We start from the raw sequence: 23,966 nt of genomic DNA on the forward strand, positions 1-23,966 counted from the left end.
TCTACTTGACAGGGGACAGTTCAAAGCTGTAGCCGAAAGTAAGTAATTTTTTTATATGATTGGACCGCCAAGTTCTTCAATTTCCTTCGGAACGTTCGAGAATTTTTTGAAGTTCTCTTTGAATGCTTTTGCTAATTCATACGCTTTTTGTTCATAAGCGTTTTTATCACTCCATGTTTTAATAGGCTGTAAAACTTCATCAGGCACTCCTGGAACATGAGCAGGAATCGCCAGCCCGAAAATAGGGTCTTTTACAGTTTCCACCTCATCGAGTTCGCCTTCCAATGCTGCCTGAACCATGGCTCTTGTATAAGCAAGTTTAATTCGCTTTCCTACTCCGTATTCTCCACCGGTCCACCCTGTATTGACTAAAAATACTTTCACATCATGTTCTTCGATTTTTCTTCCGAGCATTTCAGAGTATCTTGTAGCTGGAAGCGGAAGAAATGGTGCGCCAAAGCATGTGGAGAACGTTGTTTTAGGGGAAGTAATACCCCTTTCCGTTCCAGCAAGCTTGCTCGTATAACCGCTTAAGAAATGATACATAGCCTGTTCTTTCGTTAATTTGCTTATTGGCGGTAGAACACCGAACGCATCAGCTGTTAAAAAAATAATAGTGTTAGGGTGACCCGCAATGCTCGGTTTAGCAATATTGTCAATCGCTTCAATTGGATAAGCCGCACGGGTGTTTTCTGTTAATAAGGAGTTGTCATAATCAGGAATTCGTGTCGATTCATCAACCACAACGTTTTCCAAAACGGAACCGAATCGAATCGCGTTATAAATTTGAGGTTCTTTTTCTTCAGACAAACCGATGCATTTTGCATAACAGCCGCCTTCAATATTAAAAATACCAGATGAAGACCAGCCGTGTTCATCATCACCAATTAATCGGCGTTTTGGATCGGCGGAAAGTGTTGTTTTGCCTGTTCCCGATAAACCGAAAAAGAGCGCGACATCGCCTTCTTGACCGACATTGGCGGAGCAGTGCATTGAAAATATATCTCTTTCTGGAAGCAGGAAGTTCATGACGGAAAAGATAGACTTTTTCATCTCGCCTGCATATTCAGTTCCGCCGATCAGGATTATTCTCTTTTCAAAAGAAATAATGATAAATGCTTCTGAGTTCGTTCCATCCACAGCTGGATCTGCTTTAAAGGAAGGAGCGGAAACAATCGTAAACGGATTTTTATGCTCCTTTAAATCGTCTTGGCTTTTCGGACGGATAAACAGTTGGCGAGCAAATAAATTTTGCCACGCCAATTCATTGACCACTTGAATTGGAAGACGATATTTTTTGTCAGCTCCGGCAAATCCGTTAAAAACATAAATTTCATCTCTATTTTTTAAATATTGTATGACTTTTAAGTACAGTTTTTCAAAAACTTCTGATGAAATTGGCTTGTTGACGGGTCCCCAATCAATTAAATGCTTGACAGAATCTTCTTCAACGATGAATTTATCTTCTGGTGACCGGCCGGTATATTTGCCTGTTGTAACCGAAACTGCACCTGTATTTGTTAAAAAACCTTCTTTCCTAGCTAAAACTTTTTCTACAAGTCGTGCGACTGGTAAATTATGATATGCATTTGGTCCGCTGATCAACGAAGCTAATTCATTTGATACATCTACAATATTCATATACATACCATCCTTTTTTTGCATATTTGAAATGGTTTTATAGAAATAGTATAACACATTCGCAAAAATAATCCATCCTATTTATCGATTTCTGAAAATAATGTTTTTACTATATATTTTGCCTTCATTTTTGGGCATCATACGAATCATGATTGATCAGCTGATACTGAAATAATGGATATCAGATGATTTGGAAAATTACAGAGAAGCTTTATTTATTGTTGACAAGTACTTTTTTGCTCCTGTATGATATACATTTGAACGGATACTCTTATCCCGAGTTGGCGGAGGGACAGGCCCTATGAAGCCCAGCAACCGGCTCGTTGAAAGAAGACAGTAGAATATGGCTTTCAAAATCCCGGTATTCTATGGACATACAACATGATGCGAAAGAATTCCATATTCATAGACGAGCAATGGTGCTAACCTGATGCAAGGTTATATCCTTGAACGATAAGAGTGAAAGGCAATGATGTTTATAACAACCTTTCCTCTGGCAGGGAAGGTTTTTTCTATGTATAAGAGAAATCTCGTTTAGCCAAGTTTTTCTTATCGTACGAAATATTTTGATATGTTTACAATAGTGGCGAGGGAATGAGTTCCGTGTCAATGACAAGGAGTGTAGCACTCCATAAACATCATTTTAAGTTTGAGGAGGAAGCAGTAAATGACAAAAAAGCGCCGTCTGTTTACATCTGAATCCGTAACGGAAGGGCATCCGGACAAAATTTGCGACCAAATTTCAGATGCGATTTTAGATGCCATTTTAGAAAAAGATCCGAACGCACGTGTAGCTTGCGAAACATCTGTCACCACCGGACTTGTATTAGTCAGTGGAGAAATTACGACAAGCACGTATGTGGATATACCAAAAATTGTGCGAGAAACGGTCAAAGAGATCGGCTATACGAGAGCTAAATACGGTTTTGATGCTGAAACTTGTGCTGTTTTAACATCAATTGATGAGCAATCACCCGATATTGCTGCAGGGGTGGATAAAGCTTTAGAAGCGAGAGAAGGACAAATGACTGATGAAGAAATTGAAGCGATTGGCGCTGGAGATCAAGGGTTAATGTTCGGTTTTGCATGCAATGAAACGAAGGAATTAATGCCTCTCCCGATTTCCATTGCCCATAAGCTTTCACGCCGGCTTACAGAAGTTAGAAAAAGCGAAGAAATTCCTTATTTGCGTCCGGACGGAAAGACGCAAGTTACGGTAGAATATGATGAAAATGAACAGCCGGTTAGAATTGACACAATTGTCATATCGACTCAACACCATCCGGAGGCAACTTTAGAACAAATTAAGCAGGATATTAAAGAAAAAGTAATTGATCCGGTTGCTCCAAAAGAACTGATCGATGAAGAAACAAAATATTTCATCAACCCTACCGGACGTTTCGTTATTGGCGGACCACAAGGAGATGCAGGATTAACGGGACGAAAAATCATTGTCGATACTTACGGAGGCTATGCGCGCCATGGCGGAGGAGCTTTCTCAGGAAAAGATCCGACGAAGGTAGACCGATCTGCAGCTTATGCGGCTCGTTACGTAGCGAAAAATATTGTCGCAGCCGGACTTGCAGACAAATGCGAGGTTCAGCTGGCCTATGCAATTGGTGTGGCGAAACCTGTCTCTATTTCTGTTGATACGTTCGGTACTGGCAAAGTAAGCGAAGATGTTTTAGTTGAATTAATTCGCAATAACTTTGATTTGCGCCCAGCTGGCATTATAAAAATGCTTGACTTGCGCCGCCCGATTTACAAACAGACAGCTGCTTACGGTCATTTCGGACGCAACGATCTAGATTTGCCATGGGAACGCACAGATAAAGCGGAAGCTTTGCGCGAACAAGCTCATCAATATTTGTAAAATAAAAAAGGTGTCCAATGCGATGCATGCATTAGACACCTTTTTGCTTGTGCGCCCGGCATGGGTGTAATCTATAGGGTGAAAGTCCCGAGCTGCGAAGGCAGAAGTAGCAGTTAGCTTAACGCAAGGGTGTCCGTGGTGACGCGGAATCTGAAGGAAGCGAGCGGCAAACTTCCGGTCTGAGGAACACGAACTTCATATGAGGCTAGGTATCACTGGGTGAGTTTGCAAGACAAAACAAAGCCCTTTCTGCCGAAGGTGATACAGAGTAAATGAAGCAGATGGATGGAAGGAAAGATTACACTCTTACCCGGGGAGGTCTGGCTGGCACGCCAAGTAACCTTGGTAACCTATCTAGTGATAGATAGCTGAACCGTCAGAAGTCAGCAGAGGTCATAGTATTAGTTGGTCTAGAACAACTAAGAAGGACCGAACAATTAAGAGAGAATAGCCCTTGGCATTCAGTGAGTCATGATGAACACAGAAAACGTAGTACCTCACTTGAGGGAGGAAGCGGTGAATCCCGTGGGAGATCTCTTGGAGGGTGGAGTGACCACTGGCATAAAGAGAACAGCTATTCACGGAAGTTATAAAGACTTGCGTCAATTATCTTAATTGAACCGCCGTATACGGAACCGTACGTACGGTGGTGTGAGAGGACGGGAGTTAATCGCTCCCTCCTACTCGATTTATGGTCCGAATGCGACAAAACAGATGGTGCCTGCTGAAGCTCCTAGAACTATTCCCGCCAGCACATCTGAAGGGTAGTGTAGGCCAAGAAAAATTCTTGATAGTGCTACACTGAATGCGAGAGGAAGCAAAATCCATGTTAAGGCTGGAAAAAAGAGCAAAAATGGTGTAGCCACTGAAAATACAGCTGTCGTATGTCCAGAAGGAAATGAATGGTCAGTTAACGGATTTTCTAACACTTTTGTTTCAAATAATGTAAGATAAGGCCGTCTGCGTGGATAAATTCTTTTCACAATGAAAACCGGAATATGACTGAAAAAAAGAGCAGCTGAACTTGCCAAGGCAACAGTTTTTACAGGTTCATTAAAAAATAACATCAGCATTAAACATGTTGCAATTGAAAAAACAGCCCCTCCTAAATGAGTAATATACCGAAAATAAACATTCAGTCCTTTTCGTTCAAAATGCGAATTAATCAGTTTGAACAACTTGCACTCAAATTGGTAAAGCTGATTCAGCAGTCTGCCCATGTTAAAGTTCCTCTTTTCAAAAAGCAAAAATTCTTAAAAAAATTTTCTCTCATATTTATGTAAACTTCAACAAATCTAATAAAAATTTTACAAAATTTTAAAAATACATGAAGCTGCCCGGTAAAGAATGACATTTGAAAGAGAAAGTTTTAAAATGTTTTTATAAGCAATTTATATGTTGTTCATACGAGCAATATTTTTATAATATTGAGCTTTTTCGATATACTCGCGACGGATGCGTTCCATATCTTGAAGATCTTCTTCTGTTAATTCTCTAATCACTTTGGCGGGTCTTCCGAATGCTAAAGTTTTCTCAGGTATCTTTTTGCCTGGCGGGACAAGACTGCCTGCACCGATAAAAGCGCCTTTTCCGATTTCTGCTCCATCCAGAATAATCGAACCCATTCCAATTAGAGCTCCTTTCCGCACAATCGCACTATGGAGCAGAACTTGATGGCCGACGGTTACATCATCTTCAATAATTAACGGTTTATTTGGGCTCTGGTGCAGACAGCATTGGTCTTGAATATTGACCCGATTTCCAATAATAGTTGGGGCGACGTCACCGCGGATAACCGTCTGAAACCAAATGCTTGATTCATCTCCTATTTGAACATCGCCGGTGATTGTGACAAAATCAGCTATATAAGCCGAATCGCTAATTATAGGTTTTTTGTCTTTATATGGATAAATAACCATGGGAACCATCCTTTTCTTTTTTTCATATTATAACAAATTTTCCGTCATGTTCGGAAAGGAGTTAATTTATGTGGAAATGGGTAAGTTCTAGTCCTAAAGCTGCGATTGTCATCATTCATGGAGCTTTAGAACATCATGGACGTTACAAATGGCTGATAAAAAAGTGGCAAACAAACGGGTACCATGTTGTCATGGGGGATTTGCCAGGACAAGGAAATTCATCCTCCAGACGGGGACATGTCCAATCGTTTGATGAATATATTGATGAAGTTGACCGTTGGATCAGGGAGGCTCAATCTTTCCAATTGCCGCTTTTTTTGCTGGGGCATAGCATGGGCGGTTTAATAGCCATACGTACGCTGCAGAGAAATAAAATTCCGTTAAACGGGGTCATTTTATCTTCGCCATGTTTAGGAATTTTGCAAAAACCGAGTAAAGCGCTCGATCTTTTGGCAAAAGGATTAAATATTTTCGCGCCTAGGGTACGCTTTGATTCCGGTTTGACAGTTGAGATGGCAACGAGAAATAAGGAAATTCAAGACATAAACAGAAACGACTCCCTTTACGTAAGAAAAGTTTCTGTGCGCTGGTACAGAGAGCTTCTTCATGCTATTGAACTAGCATTTCAGCAGCTTCCGCAGTTTCCAGATGTCCCTCTTTTCGTCATGCAGGGAGGAGAAGACAAAATTGTTGATAAATCAGCAGTTCAAAAATGGTATAGTCAGTTGAATCTCACGAAAAAGAGCTATAAAGAATGGGAAGGACTATATCACGAAATTTTTAATGAACCGGAAAGAGAACTTGTTTTTCAAGATGCGTTGAGATTTACAGAAAGCCATTTAACATAAACACTGGAATTTTACAATGAAGAGGTGAGTTGATCTTTGAGTATACCTGAACACCCTATCAGCCTTATGTCAAGAGTTTATAGGGAAATTCTTCCGACCGTCCATTATTACTTAGATGGGTGGAAAAAAAAGGCTGAGGAAATACCGAATCCTGAATTGAGAAAGCAGGCGCTTGCAAGCATAAATACGAAGGCATTTCATTGCGAAGGAGGAAGCATTTTAGCGCTTTTGTCGAACTCTCATATAGAGGAATGCATAGAGTTTATCGTTGCTTATCAAACGATTAGCGATTACTTGGATAATTTATGCGACAGAAGCACTTCTTTTGATCCGGAAGATTTCCGCATGCTGCACCAATCAATGAAGGACGCACTGTCGATTCATGCAGAATTAAAAAATTACTACCAATTTCGTGAGGACCAAGATGACGGCGGATATTTAAAAGAGCTTGTCATGACATGCCAAAGAATGCTGAGCCAATTGGAGAACTATCCGGTTATAGCTGGCTATTTGATGGAGCTTTGCGAATATTATTGTGAACTGCAAGTACATAAGCATGTAATAGAAGAGGAAAGAGTGCCAAGGCTAGTACAGTGGTTCGAACAATATAAATCTTCCCTCCCGGATATGCGGTGGTATGAATTTTCTGCCTGCGCTGGATCGACATTGGGCATTTTTTGTTTAGTCGCCTATGCATTTCAGCCCAGCTTTAACGAAGCGATTGCCAAAAAAATTAAAGACGGTTACTTTCCATATGTGCAAGGGCTTCACATTTTATTGGATTACTTTATTGATCAAGAGGAGGATCAATTGGAGGGCGATTTAAATTTTTGCAGTTTTTATGAAAGCACATCAGAAATGATGGAACGATTAGCTCATTTTGTACATGAAGCGGACAAAAATTTAAAAGGTATTCCGAACGAAAATTTTCATAAATTAATTAACCGCGGATTGCTCGGCATTTATTTATCTGATGACAAAGTATTAGTACATAAAGATTTAGGAAAGCTGGCTAAAAAATTAATAAAAAAAGGAGGAACAACCTCCGTTTTCTTTTATGTGAATGCTAGGGCATATCGAACGTTCCGAAAATGGAATTTGATTAAATCTTCTTGATGGATAAAGCTAGCCGGGATATTATTCCCGGCTATTTTGCTTGTGCGCCCGGCATGGGTGTAATCTATAGGGTGAAAGTCCCGAGCTGCGAAGGCAGAAGTAGCAGTTAGCTTAACGCAAGGGTGTCCGTGGTGACGCGGAATCTGAAGGAAGCGAGCGGCAAACTTTGGGTCTCTCGGAACACGAACTTCATATGAGGCTAGGTATCACTGGGTGAGTTTGCAAGACAAAACAAAGCCCTTTCTGCCGAAGGTGATACAGAGTAAATGAAGCAGATGGATGGAAGGAAAGATTACACTCTTACCCGGGGAGGTCTGGCTGGCACGCCAAGTAACCTTGGTAACCTATCTAGTGATAGATAGCTGAACCGTCAGAAGTCAGCAGAGGTCATAGTATTAGTTGGTCTAGAACAACTAAGAAGGACCGAACAATTAAGAGAGAATAGCCCTTGGCATTCAGTGAGTCATGATGAACACAGAAAACGTAGTACCTCACTTGAGGGAGGAAGCGGTGAATCCCGTGGGAGATCTCTTGGAGGGTGGAGTGACCACTGGCATAAAGAGAACAGCTATTCACGGAAGTTATAAAGACTTGCGTCAATTATCTTAATTGAACCGCCGTATACGGAACCGTACGTACGGTGGTGTGAGAGGACGGGAGTTAATCGCTCCCTCCTACTCGATTTTCGATTGCTACAATAAACGGAGGGGAATTTTTTTGGTTTAAAAACCGGTATTCAAGTACATGAGCAGTATGTTGATCGATTTGTTCGGCAAATTTAAGAAGCTCATCTCTCTCACGTTTTCCTTCCGGATGGCCGTGATAAACGACCAGCACGATCATTCCACCGGGTCTTAGTATGGATAAAAGCTGCTTTACTGCTTCAATAGTTGATTCTGGTTTTGTCACAATGTTTTTTTGGCCACCGGGCAAATAACCGAGATTAAACATCGCACCGGCGATATGATTGTGATGTTTTTTCGGAATCGTATTGAAAATGTCATCATGGCTGGAATGAAACAAAGTAACACGGTCGATTAAACCGGATTCCTTCAACCGTTTTTTTGTCTCTTCAAGCGCTTGTTTTTGAATATCATATCCAAACACATGACCTTGTTCGCCAACGAGTTGTGCTAAAAAGACGGTATCATGTCCGTTCCCGACTGTTGCATCAATAACGATATCGCCGTTTTGGACAGCGGAAGCCATCAATTTTTTTGCAAATGGAAGAATGCGAATGAGGTTCATTTTGACATCACTCGATCTTTTGTATAATACTTCCCTTGGTAGCTGTTTCGTTTTTCGAGTTCGGCATCAATGGCATTCAGCACTTCCCATTTGTTAACGCTCCACATCGGCCCTATCATTAAATCGATCGGACCGTCGCCTGTAATGCGATGAACGATCATTTCGGGAGGCAGTACCTCTAGCTGATCGCAAACTAATTGTACATATTCATCAAAGGATAAAAAGCGCACCATCCCTTTTTCATATTGCTTAACCATCGGTGTACCTTTTAACAAATGGAGCAGATGAATTTTAATTCCTTGAACATCCAGCTTAGCAACTTCTTTTGCAGTTTCCATCATCATATCGTACGTTTCAAGCGGAAGACCGTTTATGATGTGTGTGCAAACTCGGATTCCGTGCTTTCTGAGCTTGTTAACTCCTTCCACATAACATTCATAATCGTGCGCACGGTTAATTAAATCAGCGGTCCGCTGGTGAACGGTTTGCAATCCTAATTCAACCCAAAGATATGTCCTCTCATTTAATTCCGCCAAATAATCAACAACATCGTCAGGCAAACAGTCAGGCCTTGTAGCAATGGACAAACCGACAACTCCTTCGAGACCTAATACCGTTTCATATTTCTCACGAAGAACTTCCACGGGTGCATGAGTGTTTGTAAATGCCTGAAAGTAAGCAATATACTTTCCGTTTTTCCATTTCTCATGCATTTTGCTTCTAATGTCGTGAAATTGCGTAACAAGATCATCAGCTCTGTTTCCGGCAAAATCGCCCGACCCTGCGGCACTGCAAAACGTACACCCGCCATGTGCTACCGTACCGTCGCGGTTTGGACAGTCAAATCCTCCGTCTAAAGCAACTTTAAACACTTTATCTCCAAATGTATTTCGTAAATGGTAATTCCATGTATGATACCGTTTGTTGTCATTCGTATACGGAAATGGATTGTGGTTCGCCAATTCCTACTCCTCCTGTTTCGATATACTATCAAGACATTTTACCATGATTGCCAAACCAATCTCAAATAAGAATTTACCAGCTTTTTTCATGATGGAGCTTGCAGAAATAGCGAAAAATACAGTTGATGAAGAAAATTCTTCATCAAGGAGGGGATTTGTTTGGCTACTAGACAATCCGTGGAAGAGTGCATTCAACATTGCCAGCAAGCATTGGAATATGCAAATGAGCAATATATTGAAGGACTGAAACAGGAGCATTACAATGATGAAGAATATACAAATGCACAGCAAAAGCTTCAAGATGCGCTTGCAGAAGTGGAAAAACTCAGTTTAAGCGCAAATGACCAGCAGCGGGAGCAGCTTCACCGCATGCGCCTTCAACTGCAGCATCTTCAAAATGAGATGATTTTGCTCGATCATTAAAATTCCAGGGCAAAGCCTGATTGTAGGCTTGCCCTTTAATTGCAGTTATTATTTTTCATTTATTCTTTAGCCGATTTGATCTTATATATAAATTTGCATAGGGAAAGAATGGTTTTTGGAATAAAAACGAAAATATAGAATAAAAATATCTTTCAACAGATTGCGCAATTACCGATATAAAAGCTCGGCTCAATGCGAATGAACGATTACATTTTAAAACAAAATCGGGATCAGTTTGTTGAACATCAGTCAAACTTCTAGCAAAAGCTGTTATACGACTATGTACATCATAATTTTTCCCTAAGATCAAGAGCCCCGAACGAGTGAAATCATTCAGTGTTTTTTATATGCGGAATCAGAAATGTTGATTGCATCTTTTCTGTATTATGTGTACTATATAATGTAGTACACATAATACAAAAGAGTCCTTTTTGTAAGAAAGAAGGGTATTTGATGTTTGAAATTGACCCGAGAAGTGCCACTCCGATATATGAGCAGATCATAAAAAAAATGAAAGAACTATGTATCAAAGGTGTGTTAAAGCCTGGCGATAAACTGCCCTCTGTAAGAGAGATGTCTTCCATGATTATCGCTAATCCTAACACGGTTTCAAAGGCTTATAAAGAGCTGGAAAGAGAAGGCTTGATTGAAACGCTGAGAGGACGGGGGACATTTGTATCGAAAATGGTGCAGAAAAAGCTGGATGAAGAGAAAATTGAAATAATTAAAGAGGAGCTGCGGCAAATTATGATCGACGCATTTTATGCAGGAATCAGCTTTGAACAAATATACCAATGGATGAAAGACATGAAAAACGAATTTGCCAATGCTTTTCATAAATAAAGTTTAGCAAAGAAAAAGTATTTGAATCTCTGCAGCGTGAGTTTCAGCTTGTTTGGCTAAAACGGTTCAGAAAAGATAAAGGAAAAACTTTGTTCGGAGGGCATATCTTATTCTTCTCGGTGTTATTCATGCAGCTTTGGCTGCCCATTAGCTAGGTAAAAAATCCCCGGAAAAACGGCATAAATTCAATTAAACCAATGCGTATCGGTAAGATTCTTGTATGAACCATGCGAGTAAACGGGCAGAATTATTTTTTGTTGGACATTAAAAAATCCCAATCCATATATTTGTCATTTTAGCTATTGCAACCAACAAAAAACGAAAATTTCCAGTGAAATGTAAATGTAATAAAATAATAAAGGATTCTTAATTTTTTTCTCCTAAAATTATAAAAGGAAATATACATTTAAAGTGAAACTATTTTGATTTTAGTTCGTTCTAATTGTTGAGCTGCTTTAAGTTGAGGTGAATAAAATGTTAAAAGACCCAAAGATATTAATATTAACGGCAAATTACGGAAACGGTCATATCCAAGTTGCTAAAACATTGGAGCAGTCTTTGCATAAGATGGGAATCAACAACGTAAAAGTTTCTGATTTAATTAGCGAGTCTCATCCAATTATGGCAGAAATTACAAGATATTTATATTTGAAAAGTTTTTCCATCGGTAAGCAATTTTATCGGTTATTTTATTATAGTGTGGACAAAATGTCTAACAAACGCATTATGAATTTGTATTTGAAGCTTGGACACCGCAAGTTGAATCAGCTAGTAAGGGAGATAAATCCTGACATCATCATTAATACATTTCCTATTTCCGTTGTTCCTGAATATCGCACGCGGACAGGCGTGTTCATCCCGACATTTAATGTGCTGACCGATTTTTGTCTTCACCGAGTATGGGTTCATAAAAACATTGATAAATATTATGTTTCGTGCGACGATGTGAAGGAAAAACTGACAATGCTCAACATCCATCCAGCGCTTGTCAAAGTAACCGGAATTCCTATTCGGCCGCAGTTTGAAGAAAAAATGGAAACGATCGATTTATATAAAAAATACAATTTGGATCCGAACAAGAAAACTTTGTTAATTGCTACAGGCGCTCATGGAGTTTTAAAAAATGTAAAAGATTTGTGTGAATCATTTTTTACACGAGACGACATGCAAATAGTCGTTGTATGCGGAAATAACCAATCGCTGAAAGATGAGCTTGAACCGCTTCAGTATATTCACCCGGATCGAATAAAAGTTTTTGGCTATGTCGAAAGAATCGATGAGCTCTTTCGCATTTGTTCCTGCATGATAACAAAGCCTGGAGGGATTACTCTCAGCGAGGCGGCCGCATTAAAAGTTCCGCTTATTCTCTATAAACCTGTTCCGGGGCAGGAAAGGGAGAATGCCGATTTGTTTGCAGCAAAAGGGGCGGCGGTTGTCATCAATAAGCTTGAAAAAGTTCAAGAGACGGTCAATGATTTATTTAACCACCCTGAAAAAATGGAAAAAATGAAAATGAGCATTGCTGAATTATATAGACCAAACGCTGCTGACACGATCTTGCAGGACATTTTAAATGAAGCAGAAATGCTGCTTGATTCAAGCTTGAAAGGGTCTGTCAATTATTAATTATTAGACTGAAATCCAAATTTTTCGACATTGACTTGCATGAACTCATAAAATTCATTAAAATAACAATATGATAAGTGGATGAAAAAGCAAGAACGGTGAAAAGGATCAGTAGTGGATAAAGGCGTCTAGAGAGTTGACGGAAGGTGAAAGTCAATCGTTGTTTATTCACGAACTCCCCTTTGAGTTGCGGGTGTGAAATGTATTCCGGTACAGACTAATGCCCGACGTGTTTCCACGTTACGGAACAGAGTGAGTGCATTTGCGCTAATTTGGGTGGTACCGCGGGAAATTGTCTCTCGTCCCTTCGTCGTGGGGATGGGAGTTTTTTTATTATTTGACGCTTATACATATATATAGCAAAGGAGGATTTTTACATGTCTTACAACCATCGTGAGATTGAGAAAAAATGGCAAGATTATTGGCTAAAAAACAAAACATTTAAAACAGAGGATGATTCCGATAAACCGAAGTTTTATGCATTGGATATGTTTCCGTATCCTTCGGGAGCTGGTCTTCATGTAGGACATCCTGAAGGTTATACGGCAACCGACATTTTGGCGCGAATGAAACGGATGCAAGGATACAATGTTCTCCATCCGATGGGATGGGATGCATTTGGACTTCCGGCTGAGCAATATGCTTTAGATACCGGCAACGATCCTGCGGAATTTACGAAAAAAAATATTGATAATTTTCGCAGACAAATTCAATCACTAGGATTTTCCTATGATTGGGATCGGGAAGTAAATACAACTGATCCGGAATATTACAAATGGACGCAATGGATCTTCTTAAAACTTTATGAAAAAGGACTTGCTTACATTGATGAAGTGCCCGTCAACTGGTGCCCGGCACTCGGAACTGTTCTTGCAAATGAAGAGGTCATCGACGGAAAAAGCGAACGGGGAGGACATCCTGTTGAACGCCGTCCGATGAAACAATGGGTGTTAAAAATCACCGAATATGCTGACAGGCTGCTGGAAGATTTAGAAGAGCTTGATTGGCCGGAAAGCATAAAGGAAATGCAGCGAAATTGGATCGGCCGGTCGGAAGGTGCGGAAGTTCATTTTACAGTCGATGGAACTGATAAAACCTTTACTGTTTTTACTACTCGTCCAGATACGCTTTTTGGTGCTACGTATACAGTGCTTGCGCCTGAACATCCGCTTGTGAAAGAAATTACAACCGAGGAACAAAAAGAAGCGGTGGAAGCCTATTTAGATCAAATTAAAAGTAAAAGTGATCTCGAAAGAACGGACTTGGCGAAGGAAAAAACAGGCGTGTTTACCGGAGCCTATGCTGTAAATCCTGCCAATGGAGAAAGATTGCCGATTTGGATTGCCGATTATGTTTTAATGAGCTATGGTACAGGTGCGATCATGGCCGTGCCTGCCCACGATGAACGGGACTATGAATTTGCGAAAAAATTTGACCTGCCGATTAAAGAGGTTGTCGCTGGAGGAAACATCGAACAAGAAGCTTATACAGGAGACGGCGAGCATGTAAATTCCGACTTTTTGAACGGATTGAATAAAGAAGAAGCAATTGAAGCGATGATCAAATGGCTGGAGGAAAACAAAAAAGGACAAAGAAAAGTGACATACCGTCTCCGAGACTGGTTGTTCAGCCGTCAACGTTATTGGGGTGAACCGATTCCGATCATCCATTGGGAAGACGGCACGATCACAGCTGTTCCTGAAGAGGAGCTGCCGTTAGTGCTTCCGGAAACAGATGAAATTAGACCTTCGGGAACCGGTGAGTCACCTTTAGCGAATATTGAGGATTGGGTGAATGTCGTTGACCCGAAAACAGGCAAAAAAGGGCGGCGCGAAACAAACACAATGCCTCAATGGGCGGGAAGCTGCTGGTACTATTTGCGCTATATTGACCCGCACAATTCAGAACAATTAGCTGATCCTGAAAAATTGAAAAAATGGCTGCCTGTGGACATTTATATCGGCGGGGCTGAGCATGCTGTTTTACACTTGCTGTATGCCCGTTTCTGGCATAAATTTTTATACGATATCGGAGTAGTTCCGACGAAAGAACCGTTCCAAAAATTGTTTAACCAAGGAATGATCCTCGGCGAAAACAATGAAAAGATGAGCAAATCAAAAGGAAATGTCGTCAATCCTGATGAAATCGTTGAAAGCCACGGAGCGGATACTCTCCGTTTATATGAAATGTTCATGGGTCCGCTTGATGCATCCATTGCATGGTCAACAAAAGGACTCGACGGCGCAAGAAGATTTTTAGATCGTGTATGGCGGCTGTTTGTAATGGAAAATGGCGAGTTGAATCCGAAAATCGTCGATGAACCGTCTCAAGAGCTTGAACGCATTTATCACCAAACAGTGAAAAAGGTAACGGAGGATTATGAAAATCTGCATTTTAACACAGCTATTTCGCAACTGATGGTATTTATTAATGAAGCTTATAAAGCGACAATTCTTCCGAAAGAATATATGGAAGGCTTTGTAAAGCTTTTATCGCCGGTTGCTCCGCATATTTGCGAAGAGCTTTGGGAAAAACTCGGCCATTCTGAAACGATTGCTTATGAATCGTGGCCGGCATGGGATGAATCAAAGCTTGTCGAAGATGAAGTGGAAATTGTCATTCAAATCAACGGAAAAGTGCGGGCAAAGCTGCTTGTACCAAACGATGCTTCTAAAGAGGAAATGGAAAAAATCGCGATGGATGATGAAAAAATAAAAGAACAGCTTGAAGGCAAAACCGTTCGTAAAGTGATTGCTGTTCCTGGCAAGCTTGTCAACATCGTAGCCAATTAAGCTTGAATATCAATGAAAGGATGGCCATTCATGGTAAAAGAAATCACACCAAATGATCTCAAAACGAAGCTTGAAAACGGCGAAACATTAGACATTATTGATGTCCGCGAGGAAGAAGAAGTAGAAGAAGGCATGATTCCACAAGCAAAACATATTCCGATGGGAGAAATCCCGGACCGCATTGAAGAATTTGATAAAGAAAAGGAATATATTTTCGTCTGCCGCTCAGGAAGAAGAAGTGAAAATGTTTGTTTATATTTACAGGATCTTGGTTTTAATGTCATCAATATGGTTGGCGGAATGCTCGAATGGACAGGGGAAACTAAACCGAAGAGCGAGATAAAAAAATAAGTGGAAAAACCGCGCTTATGTAGGCGCGGTTTTTTCCTTGTGCGCCCGGCATGGGTGTAATCTATAGGGTGAAAGTCCCGAGCTGCGAAGGCAGAAGTAGCAGTTAGCTTAACGCAAGGGTGTCCGTGGTGACGCGGAATCTGAAGGAAGCGAGCGGCAAACTTTGGGTCTCTCGGAACACGAACTTCATATGAGGCTAGGTATCACTGGGTGAGTTTGCAAGACAAAACAAAGCCCTTTCTGCCGAAGGTGATACAGAGTAAATGAAGCAGATGGATGGAAGGAAAGATTACACTCTTACCCGGGGAGGTCTGGCTGGCACGCCAAGTAACCTTGGTAACCTATCTAGTGATAGATAGCTGAACCGTCAGAAGTCAGCAGAGGTCATAGTATTAGTTGGTCTAGAACAACTAAGAAGGACCGAACAATTAAGAGAGAATAGCCCTTGGCATTCAGTGAGTCATGATGAACACAGAAAACGTAGTACCTCACTTGAGGGAGGAAGCGGTGAATCCCGTGGGAGATCTCTTGGAGGGTGGAGTGACCACTGGCATAAAGAGAACAGCTATTCACGGAAGTTATAAAGACTTGCGTCAATTATCTTAATTGAACCGCCGTATACGGAACCGTACGTACGGTGGTGTGAGAGGACGGGAGTTAATCGCTCCCTCCTACTCGATATAAAGGAAGATTAGCGTGGCAAAACAGTAAACCATACCGCATGTAATACCCTCAAAATCCCCATAAAAACTGCCGACATGAGCAAATCTTTTCCCTTTATTAAAAGTGTCATATTTGTACAAGCATAAAAGTATATTGGAAGCAACGAGATAAATAAAGGGAGTGTGAAGAAATTGAGCTATAAAGTCGCCATTTTTGACGAAGAGCATGAAAAAGATTTAGAAGAGGAAGTGAACGCTTTTTTAACTGCGCTTCCAAGTCAAAAATATATCGACATAAAATATCATGTAGCGGTAACATGCGATCAAAAAGGTGAACAAATTTACTGTTTTTCAGCGATGATTATTTACAAAGAATAAGAAGACTTTCACATTAATAATGAAAAGTCTATTATATTTAGTAAGAATGTAAACAGAATTAAACGTGAAGCGTTGGTTGATTGTAATTTTAGAGAATCTTCGTCAATGCATCAATGTTCGCATGCGCTCCAAGCAGTTGCTATGCCCAGAGGATCTTGAAAGCTTATAAGCACTGATCCAGATAGGAAACACTTTATAAATTGTACCTGATGAGAGAAAGTCGAATAAAACTGAAATGATCGCCATCGTTTTGCAGGATGGAAGACGGACTAACTCATGAAAAAGCTTTTTAAAGCAAGCTTTGGGGATCCGCTTGAAAATCCTTGTTTATGGGGAATCTAGGTCTTTTTTTATTGGAAAAAAGATTTCAATGCTGTTCCGAAGCGACCGCACGAAAAAAAGGATGGCCAATTTTTTTGAAGTTATACAAGAACCTTTTGAAAGGAAAAAACGCTTCGCATCAACCAGAAATTGTAAGCGCTAAGGCAAAAAAGGGTGAGCATATGTACTACAGTGCGATGTTGAATATAAAAGGAAAAAAGACAGTCGTTGTCGGAGGAGGGAAGGTAGCGGAAAGAAAAATAAAAGCTTTGCTCGATGCATGTGCTGATATAACGGTTGTCAGTCCCGATCTATCAGATCATCTTTTTCGAATGCATCAAGAAAAAAAAATATCGTGGAAACAAAAAACGTTTGAAAAAGACGATGTAAACGGTGCGTTTCTAGTCATTGCGGCAACGAATGAAAGGGAAGTTAATGAGCAGGTCTACCAGTCATGTGAAGCACATCAGCTGATCAATGTAGTGGATGCACCTGAAAAAAGCAATATCATTATGCCGGCAACATTTAAAAGGGGCGATTTAATCATCAGTGTATCAACGAGCGGGAAAGTTCCGGGGCTCGCCAGAAAATTAAAAAATAATTTGGCAGAGCAGTTTGATGAACATTTTGCTGACTATGTTGAATTTTTAAAGGAAGGTCGAAAACGTGTCTTAGAAGAAATCAACGACCCAGAGCAAAAAAGGAGTGTTTTACATCAATTATTAGACAAGAGCTTTTTAGAAGCTTCAAATGAAGAACGGTATAAGCAGCTGGAAATGCTTTTGAATGCGAACAGGTCTAGCGAATAGCTAAACCGGATCGTGGGATGAACGATTTGTGCAAAAAAAGAGGCGCCCCCAAAAGTCAGCTGCCCAGTTCATAAAAAACGTTCTTTCTGCAAAATTGGGCTTGTCACCTCACATTTTACTAGATAGGACGTTTTTTTGTGTGTCTTTTAAAAAAAAGAGTAAGTTATCCTGACTTTTTAGACAGACCCATCAATTTATGCGCTTTGAATGAAAAAGGTAAGGTTTAAAAATGCAATTTGATACTATGCCATCCAAAACATTCCATTTAATACCATGACATTAAATGCGGATTAATTAGGTTCTTTAGTTATAACTGTTATTGTCACTAAAACTAAGATGGAAATTATAAATAAACCAATTGTAATAAAGGTATCTTTGAATAAAAAACTAGTGAATGCAGTCCATAATAATATTCCTATTGATAGAACTAACATTGGTTTAAAATTTTTAATCTTAACTAAATAATACAAAAGGAAAAATATCGGATATGTGGATCCAAGGAAAATTAGGGCATTTATTCTATCAGTCTGTATAGATAAATCAAAAGATGTGATTAACATAAAAATCGGAATACTAAACACTGCTAATAATACGGATTTGTTACTATTCATTAGAATTATCCTCTTTTCATATTAAAATATACCATTATTATACTATTTTGAGACAAAAAATGTTAAATATGTATTTTTTTGATATTATACTATTGTATTTAAAAATATAAGAGGAGGAAGATGAAATGAAGTTCAAAGTAATCTCTGTACTGGCATTTACTTTTTTACTTCTCGGAACTGTATTACCTCACTTTGCCTCTGCTTCTACTTCTACTCAAAATCAGAGTTAACATGAACAGAAGTCTCATCAACGTTTTTAAAATAACGCTTTTTCTCTTTACGAATGACAGATTGTATCCATCTAACCCCAACATGCGCAGATAACATTTTAAATCGTGAATTTACAGTAAGTAAACCGAATGAAAAATGGATAACGAATGTGATAGAACTAAAATATGGTTCTTCAAAGAAAGCTTATTTAAGTGTTATTTTAGACCTTTGATGGTTCTATTGTTAGCTATGTATTTAGCAATCTAATAATAATAAGCTAGTGTTTTACACGTTAGTCAAAGAAATTCATTCTATTCATGGTAAACATTTTTTACTATATAGTGATCGAGGATTTCAATTTACTTCACATGGATTTAAAGGAAGGATTGATAACACATAATATGTCTCGTGTTGGACGATGTATAGAATAATGGTCCAATGGCATCCTTTTGGGGAACAGTAAATGTGAAAAATATTATTTACATAAGTACGATACATTTGAAGAGCTAAAGAAGGCGATTGACGAATACATCCAATTTTACAATTACCATCTTTATCAAGAAAAATTAAACGGTCTCAGTCCTATGGAATATAGAGCCAAGACCGCTTAGATCAATTTTTATTATTTCCACTGACTACTTGACAGGAGGCAGTTCAACTTATCGGTTCGCCTTTTTCCACGTAACGGCTTGCGTGCAAGCCTGCCAACCGTCCTGTTACGAGCGCAGCCGTGATGTTGTAGCCGCCCGTGTAGCCGTGAATATCCAATATTTCGCCGCAAAAATAAAGCCCATTCATTAGTTTAGAGGCCATCGTCTTTGGATCGATTTCCTTTATAGAAACGCCTCCGCCGGTCACAAACGCTTTTTCGATTGGGAGCGTGCCGTTTGCTTCGAAGCGGAAATCTTTCACTAAGCGGACAAATTGGCGCAGCTTATCTTTTGAAAGCTGGGAATATGTCATCGAATGATCGATTTCGGATTCCTCCAGCAAAAATAGCAAATATCGTTCAGGCAAGAGACCTTTTAATACATTTTTAACAGCCTTTTTCGGTTCGTCTTTCAATTTAAGCAAAATATGCTGAAAAAGACTTTCTTCATTTTCAGTAGGAAAAGCGTCAATTGACAACGTCACCGTTTTTTCTTTTTTCAATTGTTTTACAACAAATTGGCTGCATCTTAGTGCAGCTGGACCTGATACGCCAAAATGGGTAAAAATAAAATCCATTTTGTGCGTAATAATTGGTCTGTCCTTTTGATTCAACACACTTAAAGCCGCATCTCTTAACGACAGGCCTTGCAATTGTTTTGTTCGGATAAACGGTTCATTCGAAGTAATCGGCACTTCAGTTGGAAATAATTCCGTCACAGTATGACCGGCTTTTTTTGCCCACACGTATCCGTCTCCAGTACTTCCGGTATGAGGGACAGATTTTCCTCCGACAGCAACGACAACAGCTTTGGCAGGAATAAAGGTTTTATTTTTTAACCAGATTCCTTTTACTCTGCTTTCACTATATTCGATGTTTTCAACCGGATGATTTGTTTTAATTGTAACGTTCAGCCTTTTCAGTTCGGAAAGCAGCGCATTGACTACGTCTTGAGCTCTGTTTGATACTGGAAACATCCGGCCATGGTCTTCCTCTTTTAAACGAACTCCAAGGTTTTCGAAAAAGCGTATAATGTCTTCATTATTAAATTGCGAAAAAGCGCCATACAAAAATCGTCCGTTGCCGGGAATATTTTTGATAATTTCTTCAATTGACCGGCGATTTGTTACATTGCACCGTCCGCCACCGGAGATCGCCAGCTTTCTTCCTAATTTTTCTCCTTTATCGACTAACAGCACGTTCGCTCCGTTTTCAGCGGCGGCGATGGCGGCCATCAATCCAGATGGTCCCCCTCCAATTACTGCTACATCATAATTCATATTCTCACAACCTTTAAGAAGTTGATGTTGCTTGTCCAATTTATTCGTACTTTTAGATTAATCCTAGTTTCGTCTACATCCTAGTCTTATATCATTATAAAAAGATGAATTTTTGAATTCAATGAGTGATGACTATATCTTAGTTCCTAGTGAATGTGGTAAAATGTTATAGTTGAAAATTTTTGTTAGAAACAATGGTGAGCAAAAGATGTCGGATAAATTATTAAGAGGGACGTTTATTTTAACATTAGGTACATATATTTCAAGGATTTTAGGAATGATTTATGTCATTCCGTTTTTCGCGTTGGTTGGAGAAACGGGAAGTGCTTTGTATCAATATGGATATGTTCCGTATACGATTTTTTTAAGCATTGCGACAATGGGATTTCCTATGGCCATTTCAAAATTTGTCGCAAAATATAATTCCATTGGTGATTACGAGACAAGCCGCAGAATGTTTCGATCTGGGATGCTGTTTATGCTTCTTGGAGGAATTTTCACTTGTTTTATTTTATTTGTGACTGCGCCTTTCTTTGCGGAACACCAGCTTGGCCAACAGGAGCTGCAAGGTGTGACAGTTGAGGATGTCACATATGTTATACGAATGGTCAGCCTTGCGCTTATAGTTGTTCCGATCATGAGTTTAATACGAGGTTTTTTTCAAGGGCATCAGTCGATGGGCCCGACGTCCGTTTCCCAAGTAATAGAACAGCTAGTGCGCATCATTTTTTTGCTTGTTTCCAGCTATATCATTTTAAAAGTATTACATGGCGATATCATTACAGCGGTGGGTTATGCGACATTTGCCGCCTTTGTTGGCGCCATCGGCGGGCTGTTCGTCCTTTTTTTGTATTGGATGAAAAGAAAAAATTCCTTATTGGCGATGCAGGAGAACAAAATTGAACCTTCCGGCATTTCCACGAAGCAAATGTTTCTCGAGGTGTTCAGGTATGCCGGTCCGTTTGTATTTGTCGGACTAGCTATTCCTTTATATCAATTTGTCGATTCTTTTACGTTTAATAAAGCTATGATTCAGGCGGGAGAAGGCGAAAGAGCGCAAGAATTATATGCCATGGTCAATTTTTTAGTGAATAAAATTGTCATGATTCCTGTTTCTTTAGCAACTGCTTTTGGCTTAACGCTCGTGCCGGCCATTACAAATGCGTTCACGAATCAAAACTTTCCGTTTGTTAGAAGACAAATTGACCAAGCGTTTCAAACATTAATGTTTCTCGTTCTCCCTGCATCCATTGGGATCATTATTCTTTCCGAACCAATCTACATGTTTTTTTATAATGACAATGAAACAGGTGCGAGCATTTTAGCTGCCTATGCACCGATCGCTTTGCTTTTTTCTTATTTCACTGTTTCAGCCGCCATTTTGCAGGGGATTAATAAACAAAAATTGGCTGTCATCAGCCTTGCATTCGGTCTTCTGCTAAAAATTTGTTTAAACAGCTGGCTTATCACGCAGTTTGGTGCATACGGTTCGATTATGGCAACTGCGATCGGGTTTCTTGGCTCGCTCATATACGGATTAATGATGATTCGCCGTCATACAGGCTACTCGTATAAAAGATTTTGGAAAAGAACAATATTTACGGGAATTTTGGTCATCTGTATGTCAATTGTCGTTGTAGCGTTTTCCTCTCTCTTCACTGTCTTTTTTGATTACCATGCAAGTAAAACAAATGCCGCCATCATGGTTGGAATTGCTGCATTATTAGGAGCAGGCTCGTATTTTTGGCTGGCTAAGCAATCAGGATTCCTAAAAGTTATTTTTGGAACTAGATTTTTAAGTAAGAGGAAGGAAAGGGGGTAGATAATATGCGTATTGATAAACTATTAGCACATGCTGGCTACGGCAGCAGAAAAGAAGTAAAAAAGCTGCTAAAGGAACGGGCCGTTCATGTTAATGGAGAAGTGGTGACGGATCCGAAAACAAATGTCGACCCGAATAAACAAGAAATCATCATTCACGGTGAACAGGTGTTGTACAAAGAACATGTTTATTTCATGATGAACAAGCCAGCTGGTTTTTTATCTGCTACAGAAGACAACGTCCAAAAGACTGTGGTCGATTTGCTTGATCCGGAAGATCTTCGCTATAATCCCTTTCCTGTCGGCAGGCTTGACAAAGATACCGAAGGGCTATTGCTGTTAACATCGGACGGACAGCTTGCCCATCAATTAACATCGCCCAAGAAAAATGTTCCTAAAAAATATTTTGCGGAAGTTATTGGTCTAGTGACAGAGAAAGATGTCGAGCGGTTCAAAGCAGGTGTAAAACTTGATGACGGTTATGTTACAAAGCCTGCCTTGCTTGAAATTATTAAGGCAGACGACATTTCTGAAGTTTTTGTCACCATAACGGAGGGTAAATACCATCAAATTAAGCGGATGTTTTCTGCTGTCGGAAAAAAAGTGAAATATTTAAAACGAATTCAAATGGGAACGCTTGAACTAGATCAAACATTGCAAACAGGGGAATATCGAGAACTGACAAAAGACGAATTAGAACAGCTGCGTTCGATTCAAGGGCAGACAGGCGATTCAGCCGATTTTTCTTTGCAGTTTGAAAAAGGTTTACATTGAGCTTCGGTTTTTCAAAAAAGACGGACAAACTGGCGCCATAAAAAGGTTGAATTTTCCTGCAACAGCAGACAAAAAAGGGCTGCATCCAAAAGGAATTTTTCTTTTGGATCAGCCCTGTATATGTATGTGAACGAATAACCCAAATTTTCTTTTTTTAGCAGCTAGGATGACATCTTGACCTTCTTGTTAGTCGTTGCCCATTTTCCTCTTGCAGGACTGTGCACTAAATCGTTATATGCTAACACGTTTAAATCCCTCTGAATCGTTCTGGGGGTAATACCAAATTCATCGACAAGCTCTTGAGTTGTCACTGTACCCCTTTCATGAATGAACATGTAGACGGATTTGATTCGGGTTAGCATACGGTTTGTTGAAGGTTTCAAAAAACCACTCCCTATCATTTAATGCATCGAAATCACAAACCTACATACTCTTCAATGTCCATGCATTAGATGTCAAACTCCTAAAGTGGTACAATTCCATTATACACAATTTACATGTAAACTTTCCAGTGTGTTCATAAAATTCACATAATATTTACAATACTTACCTCTCATAGGCCGATTTAACAGCTTGAACTGACCCCAGTCGAATAGACAAATAGTGAAGAGATGATTCCTTCAACCGGTAAAAAAGGTTCCATTGGTGATTAGATTTTCAAAAGTTCACAAATTATCTTTGTCTAAGCAATAACAGATGCAAATAAAAAACGTTGTATGAACAAAGGCAAATTTTTGCTGTCAAAATTGATGATCATAAAAAAGATGAAAGGAACTGACCTGAAATGTTAGAAATCTTATGCATAAAAA

The 23,966-nt window shown here is 39.7% G+C and carries 19 protein-coding genes, 1 riboswitch and 1 other annotated feature; of the genes, 12 read left to right on the forward strand and 7 right to left on the reverse strand.

The features are described from left to right. Positions 1-51: 51 nt before the first annotated feature. Positions 52-1,641 carry a phosphoenolpyruvate carboxykinase (ATP) gene (gene pckA, locus NSQ41_RS04740; protein ID WP_063386648.1) on the reverse strand — a complete coding sequence of 530 codons (1,590 nt, stop codon included), beginning with the start codon at positions 1,639-1,641 and terminating at the stop codon, positions 52-54. A gap of 268 nt (positions 1,642-1,909) precedes the next feature. Beyond that, positions 1,910-2,101: riboswitch (SAM riboswitch) on the forward strand. Positions 2,102-2,308: 207 nt separating this feature from the next. Between pckA and metK the strand changes: the two genes are divergently transcribed. Continuing rightward, a complete protein-coding gene (gene metK, locus NSQ41_RS04745) occupies positions 2,309-3,514 on the forward strand; it encodes a methionine adenosyltransferase (RefSeq protein ID WP_311067002.1) in 1,206 nt (401 codons plus the stop codon). 689 nt (positions 3,515-4,203) lie between these two features. Here metK and NSQ41_RS04750 read toward each other — a convergent pair. Further along, positions 4,204-4,734: a phosphatase PAP2 family protein gene (locus NSQ41_RS04750; protein ID WP_066249451.1), complete on the reverse strand. Its 531-nt coding sequence runs from the start codon at positions 4,732-4,734 to the stop codon at positions 4,204-4,206. Positions 4,735-4,905: 171 nt separating this feature from the next. Then, complete coding sequence (locus NSQ41_RS04755) at positions 4,906-5,433, reverse strand: gamma carbonic anhydrase family protein (RefSeq protein WP_063386577.1); 528 nt, start codon at positions 5,431-5,433, stop codon at positions 4,906-4,908. 68 nt (positions 5,434-5,501) lie between these two features. Here NSQ41_RS04755 and NSQ41_RS04760 point away from each other — a divergent pair, with 68 nt between their 5' ends. Continuing rightward, positions 5,502-6,281, forward strand: coding sequence for an alpha/beta hydrolase (locus tag NSQ41_RS04760; protein ID WP_339211090.1), 780 nt, complete (start codon positions 5,502-5,504; stop codon positions 6,279-6,281). A 36-nt stretch (positions 6,282-6,317) separates the two neighbouring features. Continuing rightward, complete coding sequence (locus NSQ41_RS04765; RefSeq protein WP_063386578.1) at positions 6,318-7,397, forward strand: tetraprenyl-beta-curcumene synthase family protein; 1,080 nt, start codon at positions 6,318-6,320, stop codon at positions 7,395-7,397. Positions 7,398-8,057: 660 nt separating this feature from the next. Here NSQ41_RS04765 and NSQ41_RS04770 read toward each other — a convergent pair. Together NSQ41_RS04770 and NSQ41_RS04775 are read right to left on the reverse strand one after the other, a co-directional pair. Next, on the reverse strand, positions 8,058-8,645 hold the full coding sequence (locus NSQ41_RS04770) for a class I SAM-dependent methyltransferase (RefSeq protein WP_094245288.1): 588 nt from the start codon (positions 8,643-8,645) through the stop codon (positions 8,058-8,060). Then, the gene (locus tag NSQ41_RS04775; protein WP_063386580.1) at positions 8,642-9,607 is read right to left on the reverse strand and encodes a TIGR01212 family radical SAM protein; all 966 of its coding nucleotides are present in this window, start codon (positions 9,605-9,607) and stop codon (positions 8,642-8,644) included. The genes NSQ41_RS04770 and NSQ41_RS04775 overlap by 4 nt, the downstream gene beginning before the upstream one ends. A gap of 159 nt (positions 9,608-9,766) precedes the next feature. Here NSQ41_RS04775 and NSQ41_RS04780 point away from each other — a divergent pair, with 159 nt between their 5' ends. From NSQ41_RS04780 to NSQ41_RS04810, 7 genes are all read left to right on the forward strand, one after another. Continuing rightward, positions 9,767-10,030 carry a YtzC family protein gene (locus tag NSQ41_RS04780; RefSeq protein ID WP_063386581.1) on the forward strand — a complete coding sequence of 88 codons (264 nt, stop codon included), beginning with the start codon at positions 9,767-9,769 and terminating at the stop codon, positions 10,028-10,030. Between the two features lie 453 nt (positions 10,031-10,483). Further along, positions 10,484-10,873: a GntR family transcriptional regulator gene (locus tag NSQ41_RS04785; RefSeq protein ID WP_339199055.1), complete on the forward strand. Its 390-nt coding sequence runs from the start codon at positions 10,484-10,486 to the stop codon at positions 10,871-10,873. Positions 10,874-11,347: 474 nt separating this feature from the next. Further along, the gene (locus tag NSQ41_RS04790; RefSeq protein ID WP_063386583.1) at positions 11,348-12,499 is read left to right on the forward strand and encodes a diglucosyl diacylglycerol synthase; all 1,152 of its coding nucleotides are present in this window, start codon (positions 11,348-11,350) and stop codon (positions 12,497-12,499) included. Positions 12,500-12,588: 89 nt separating this feature from the next. After that, positions 12,589-12,809: a binding site (T-box leader), on the forward strand. Positions 12,810-12,876: 67 nt separating this feature from the next. Continuing rightward, positions 12,877-15,291, forward strand: a complete 2,415-nt coding sequence (gene leuS, locus NSQ41_RS04795; RefSeq protein ID WP_094245290.1) for a leucine--tRNA ligase — start codon at positions 12,877-12,879, stop codon at positions 15,289-15,291. Positions 15,292-15,321: 30 nt separating this feature from the next. Then, complete coding sequence (locus NSQ41_RS04800; RefSeq protein WP_063386585.1) at positions 15,322-15,642, forward strand: rhodanese-like domain-containing protein; 321 nt, start codon at positions 15,322-15,324, stop codon at positions 15,640-15,642. Between the two features lie 854 nt (positions 15,643-16,496). After that, the gene (locus NSQ41_RS04805; RefSeq protein WP_063386586.1) at positions 16,497-16,682 is read left to right on the forward strand and encodes a sporulation protein Cse60; all 186 of its coding nucleotides are present in this window, start codon (positions 16,497-16,499) and stop codon (positions 16,680-16,682) included. Between the two features lie 416 nt (positions 16,683-17,098). Beyond that, a complete protein-coding gene (locus NSQ41_RS04810) occupies positions 17,099-17,812 on the forward strand; it encodes an NAD(P)-binding protein (RefSeq protein WP_339211092.1) in 714 nt (237 codons plus the stop codon). Between the two features lie 1,475 nt (positions 17,813-19,287). On the opposite strand, the gene NSQ41_RS04815 is transcribed toward NSQ41_RS04810, so the two are convergent. Further along, positions 19,288-20,562, reverse strand: a complete 1,275-nt coding sequence (locus NSQ41_RS04815; RefSeq protein WP_339211094.1) for an NAD(P)/FAD-dependent oxidoreductase — start codon at positions 20,560-20,562, stop codon at positions 19,288-19,290. A 208-nt stretch (positions 20,563-20,770) separates the two neighbouring features. On the opposite strand from NSQ41_RS04815, the gene NSQ41_RS04820 reads away from it, so the two are divergent. Together NSQ41_RS04820 and NSQ41_RS04825 are read left to right on the forward strand one after the other, a co-directional pair. After that, positions 20,771-22,384, forward strand: coding sequence for a polysaccharide biosynthesis protein (locus tag NSQ41_RS04820; RefSeq protein WP_066249479.1), 1,614 nt, complete (start codon positions 20,771-20,773; stop codon positions 22,382-22,384). A 5-nt stretch (positions 22,385-22,389) separates the two neighbouring features. After that, positions 22,390-23,157 (forward strand): pseudouridine synthase, encoded by a 768-nt coding sequence (locus NSQ41_RS04825; RefSeq protein WP_339211096.1) that lies wholly within the window; start codon positions 22,390-22,392, stop codon positions 23,155-23,157. 161 nt (positions 23,158-23,318) lie between these two features. On the opposite strand, the gene NSQ41_RS04830 is transcribed toward NSQ41_RS04825, so the two are convergent. Beyond that, positions 23,319-23,540 carry a DeoR family transcriptional regulator gene (locus NSQ41_RS04830; protein ID WP_063386591.1) on the reverse strand — a complete coding sequence of 74 codons (222 nt, stop codon included), beginning with the start codon at positions 23,538-23,540 and terminating at the stop codon, positions 23,319-23,321. Between the last annotated feature and the right edge of the window lie 426 nt (positions 23,541-23,966).

It is taken from the genome of Aeribacillus sp. FSL K6-8210 (genome assembly GCF_037963925.1).
Taxonomy (GTDB): Bacteria; Bacillota; Bacilli; order Bacillales; family Aeribacillaceae; genus Aeribacillus; species Aeribacillus composti.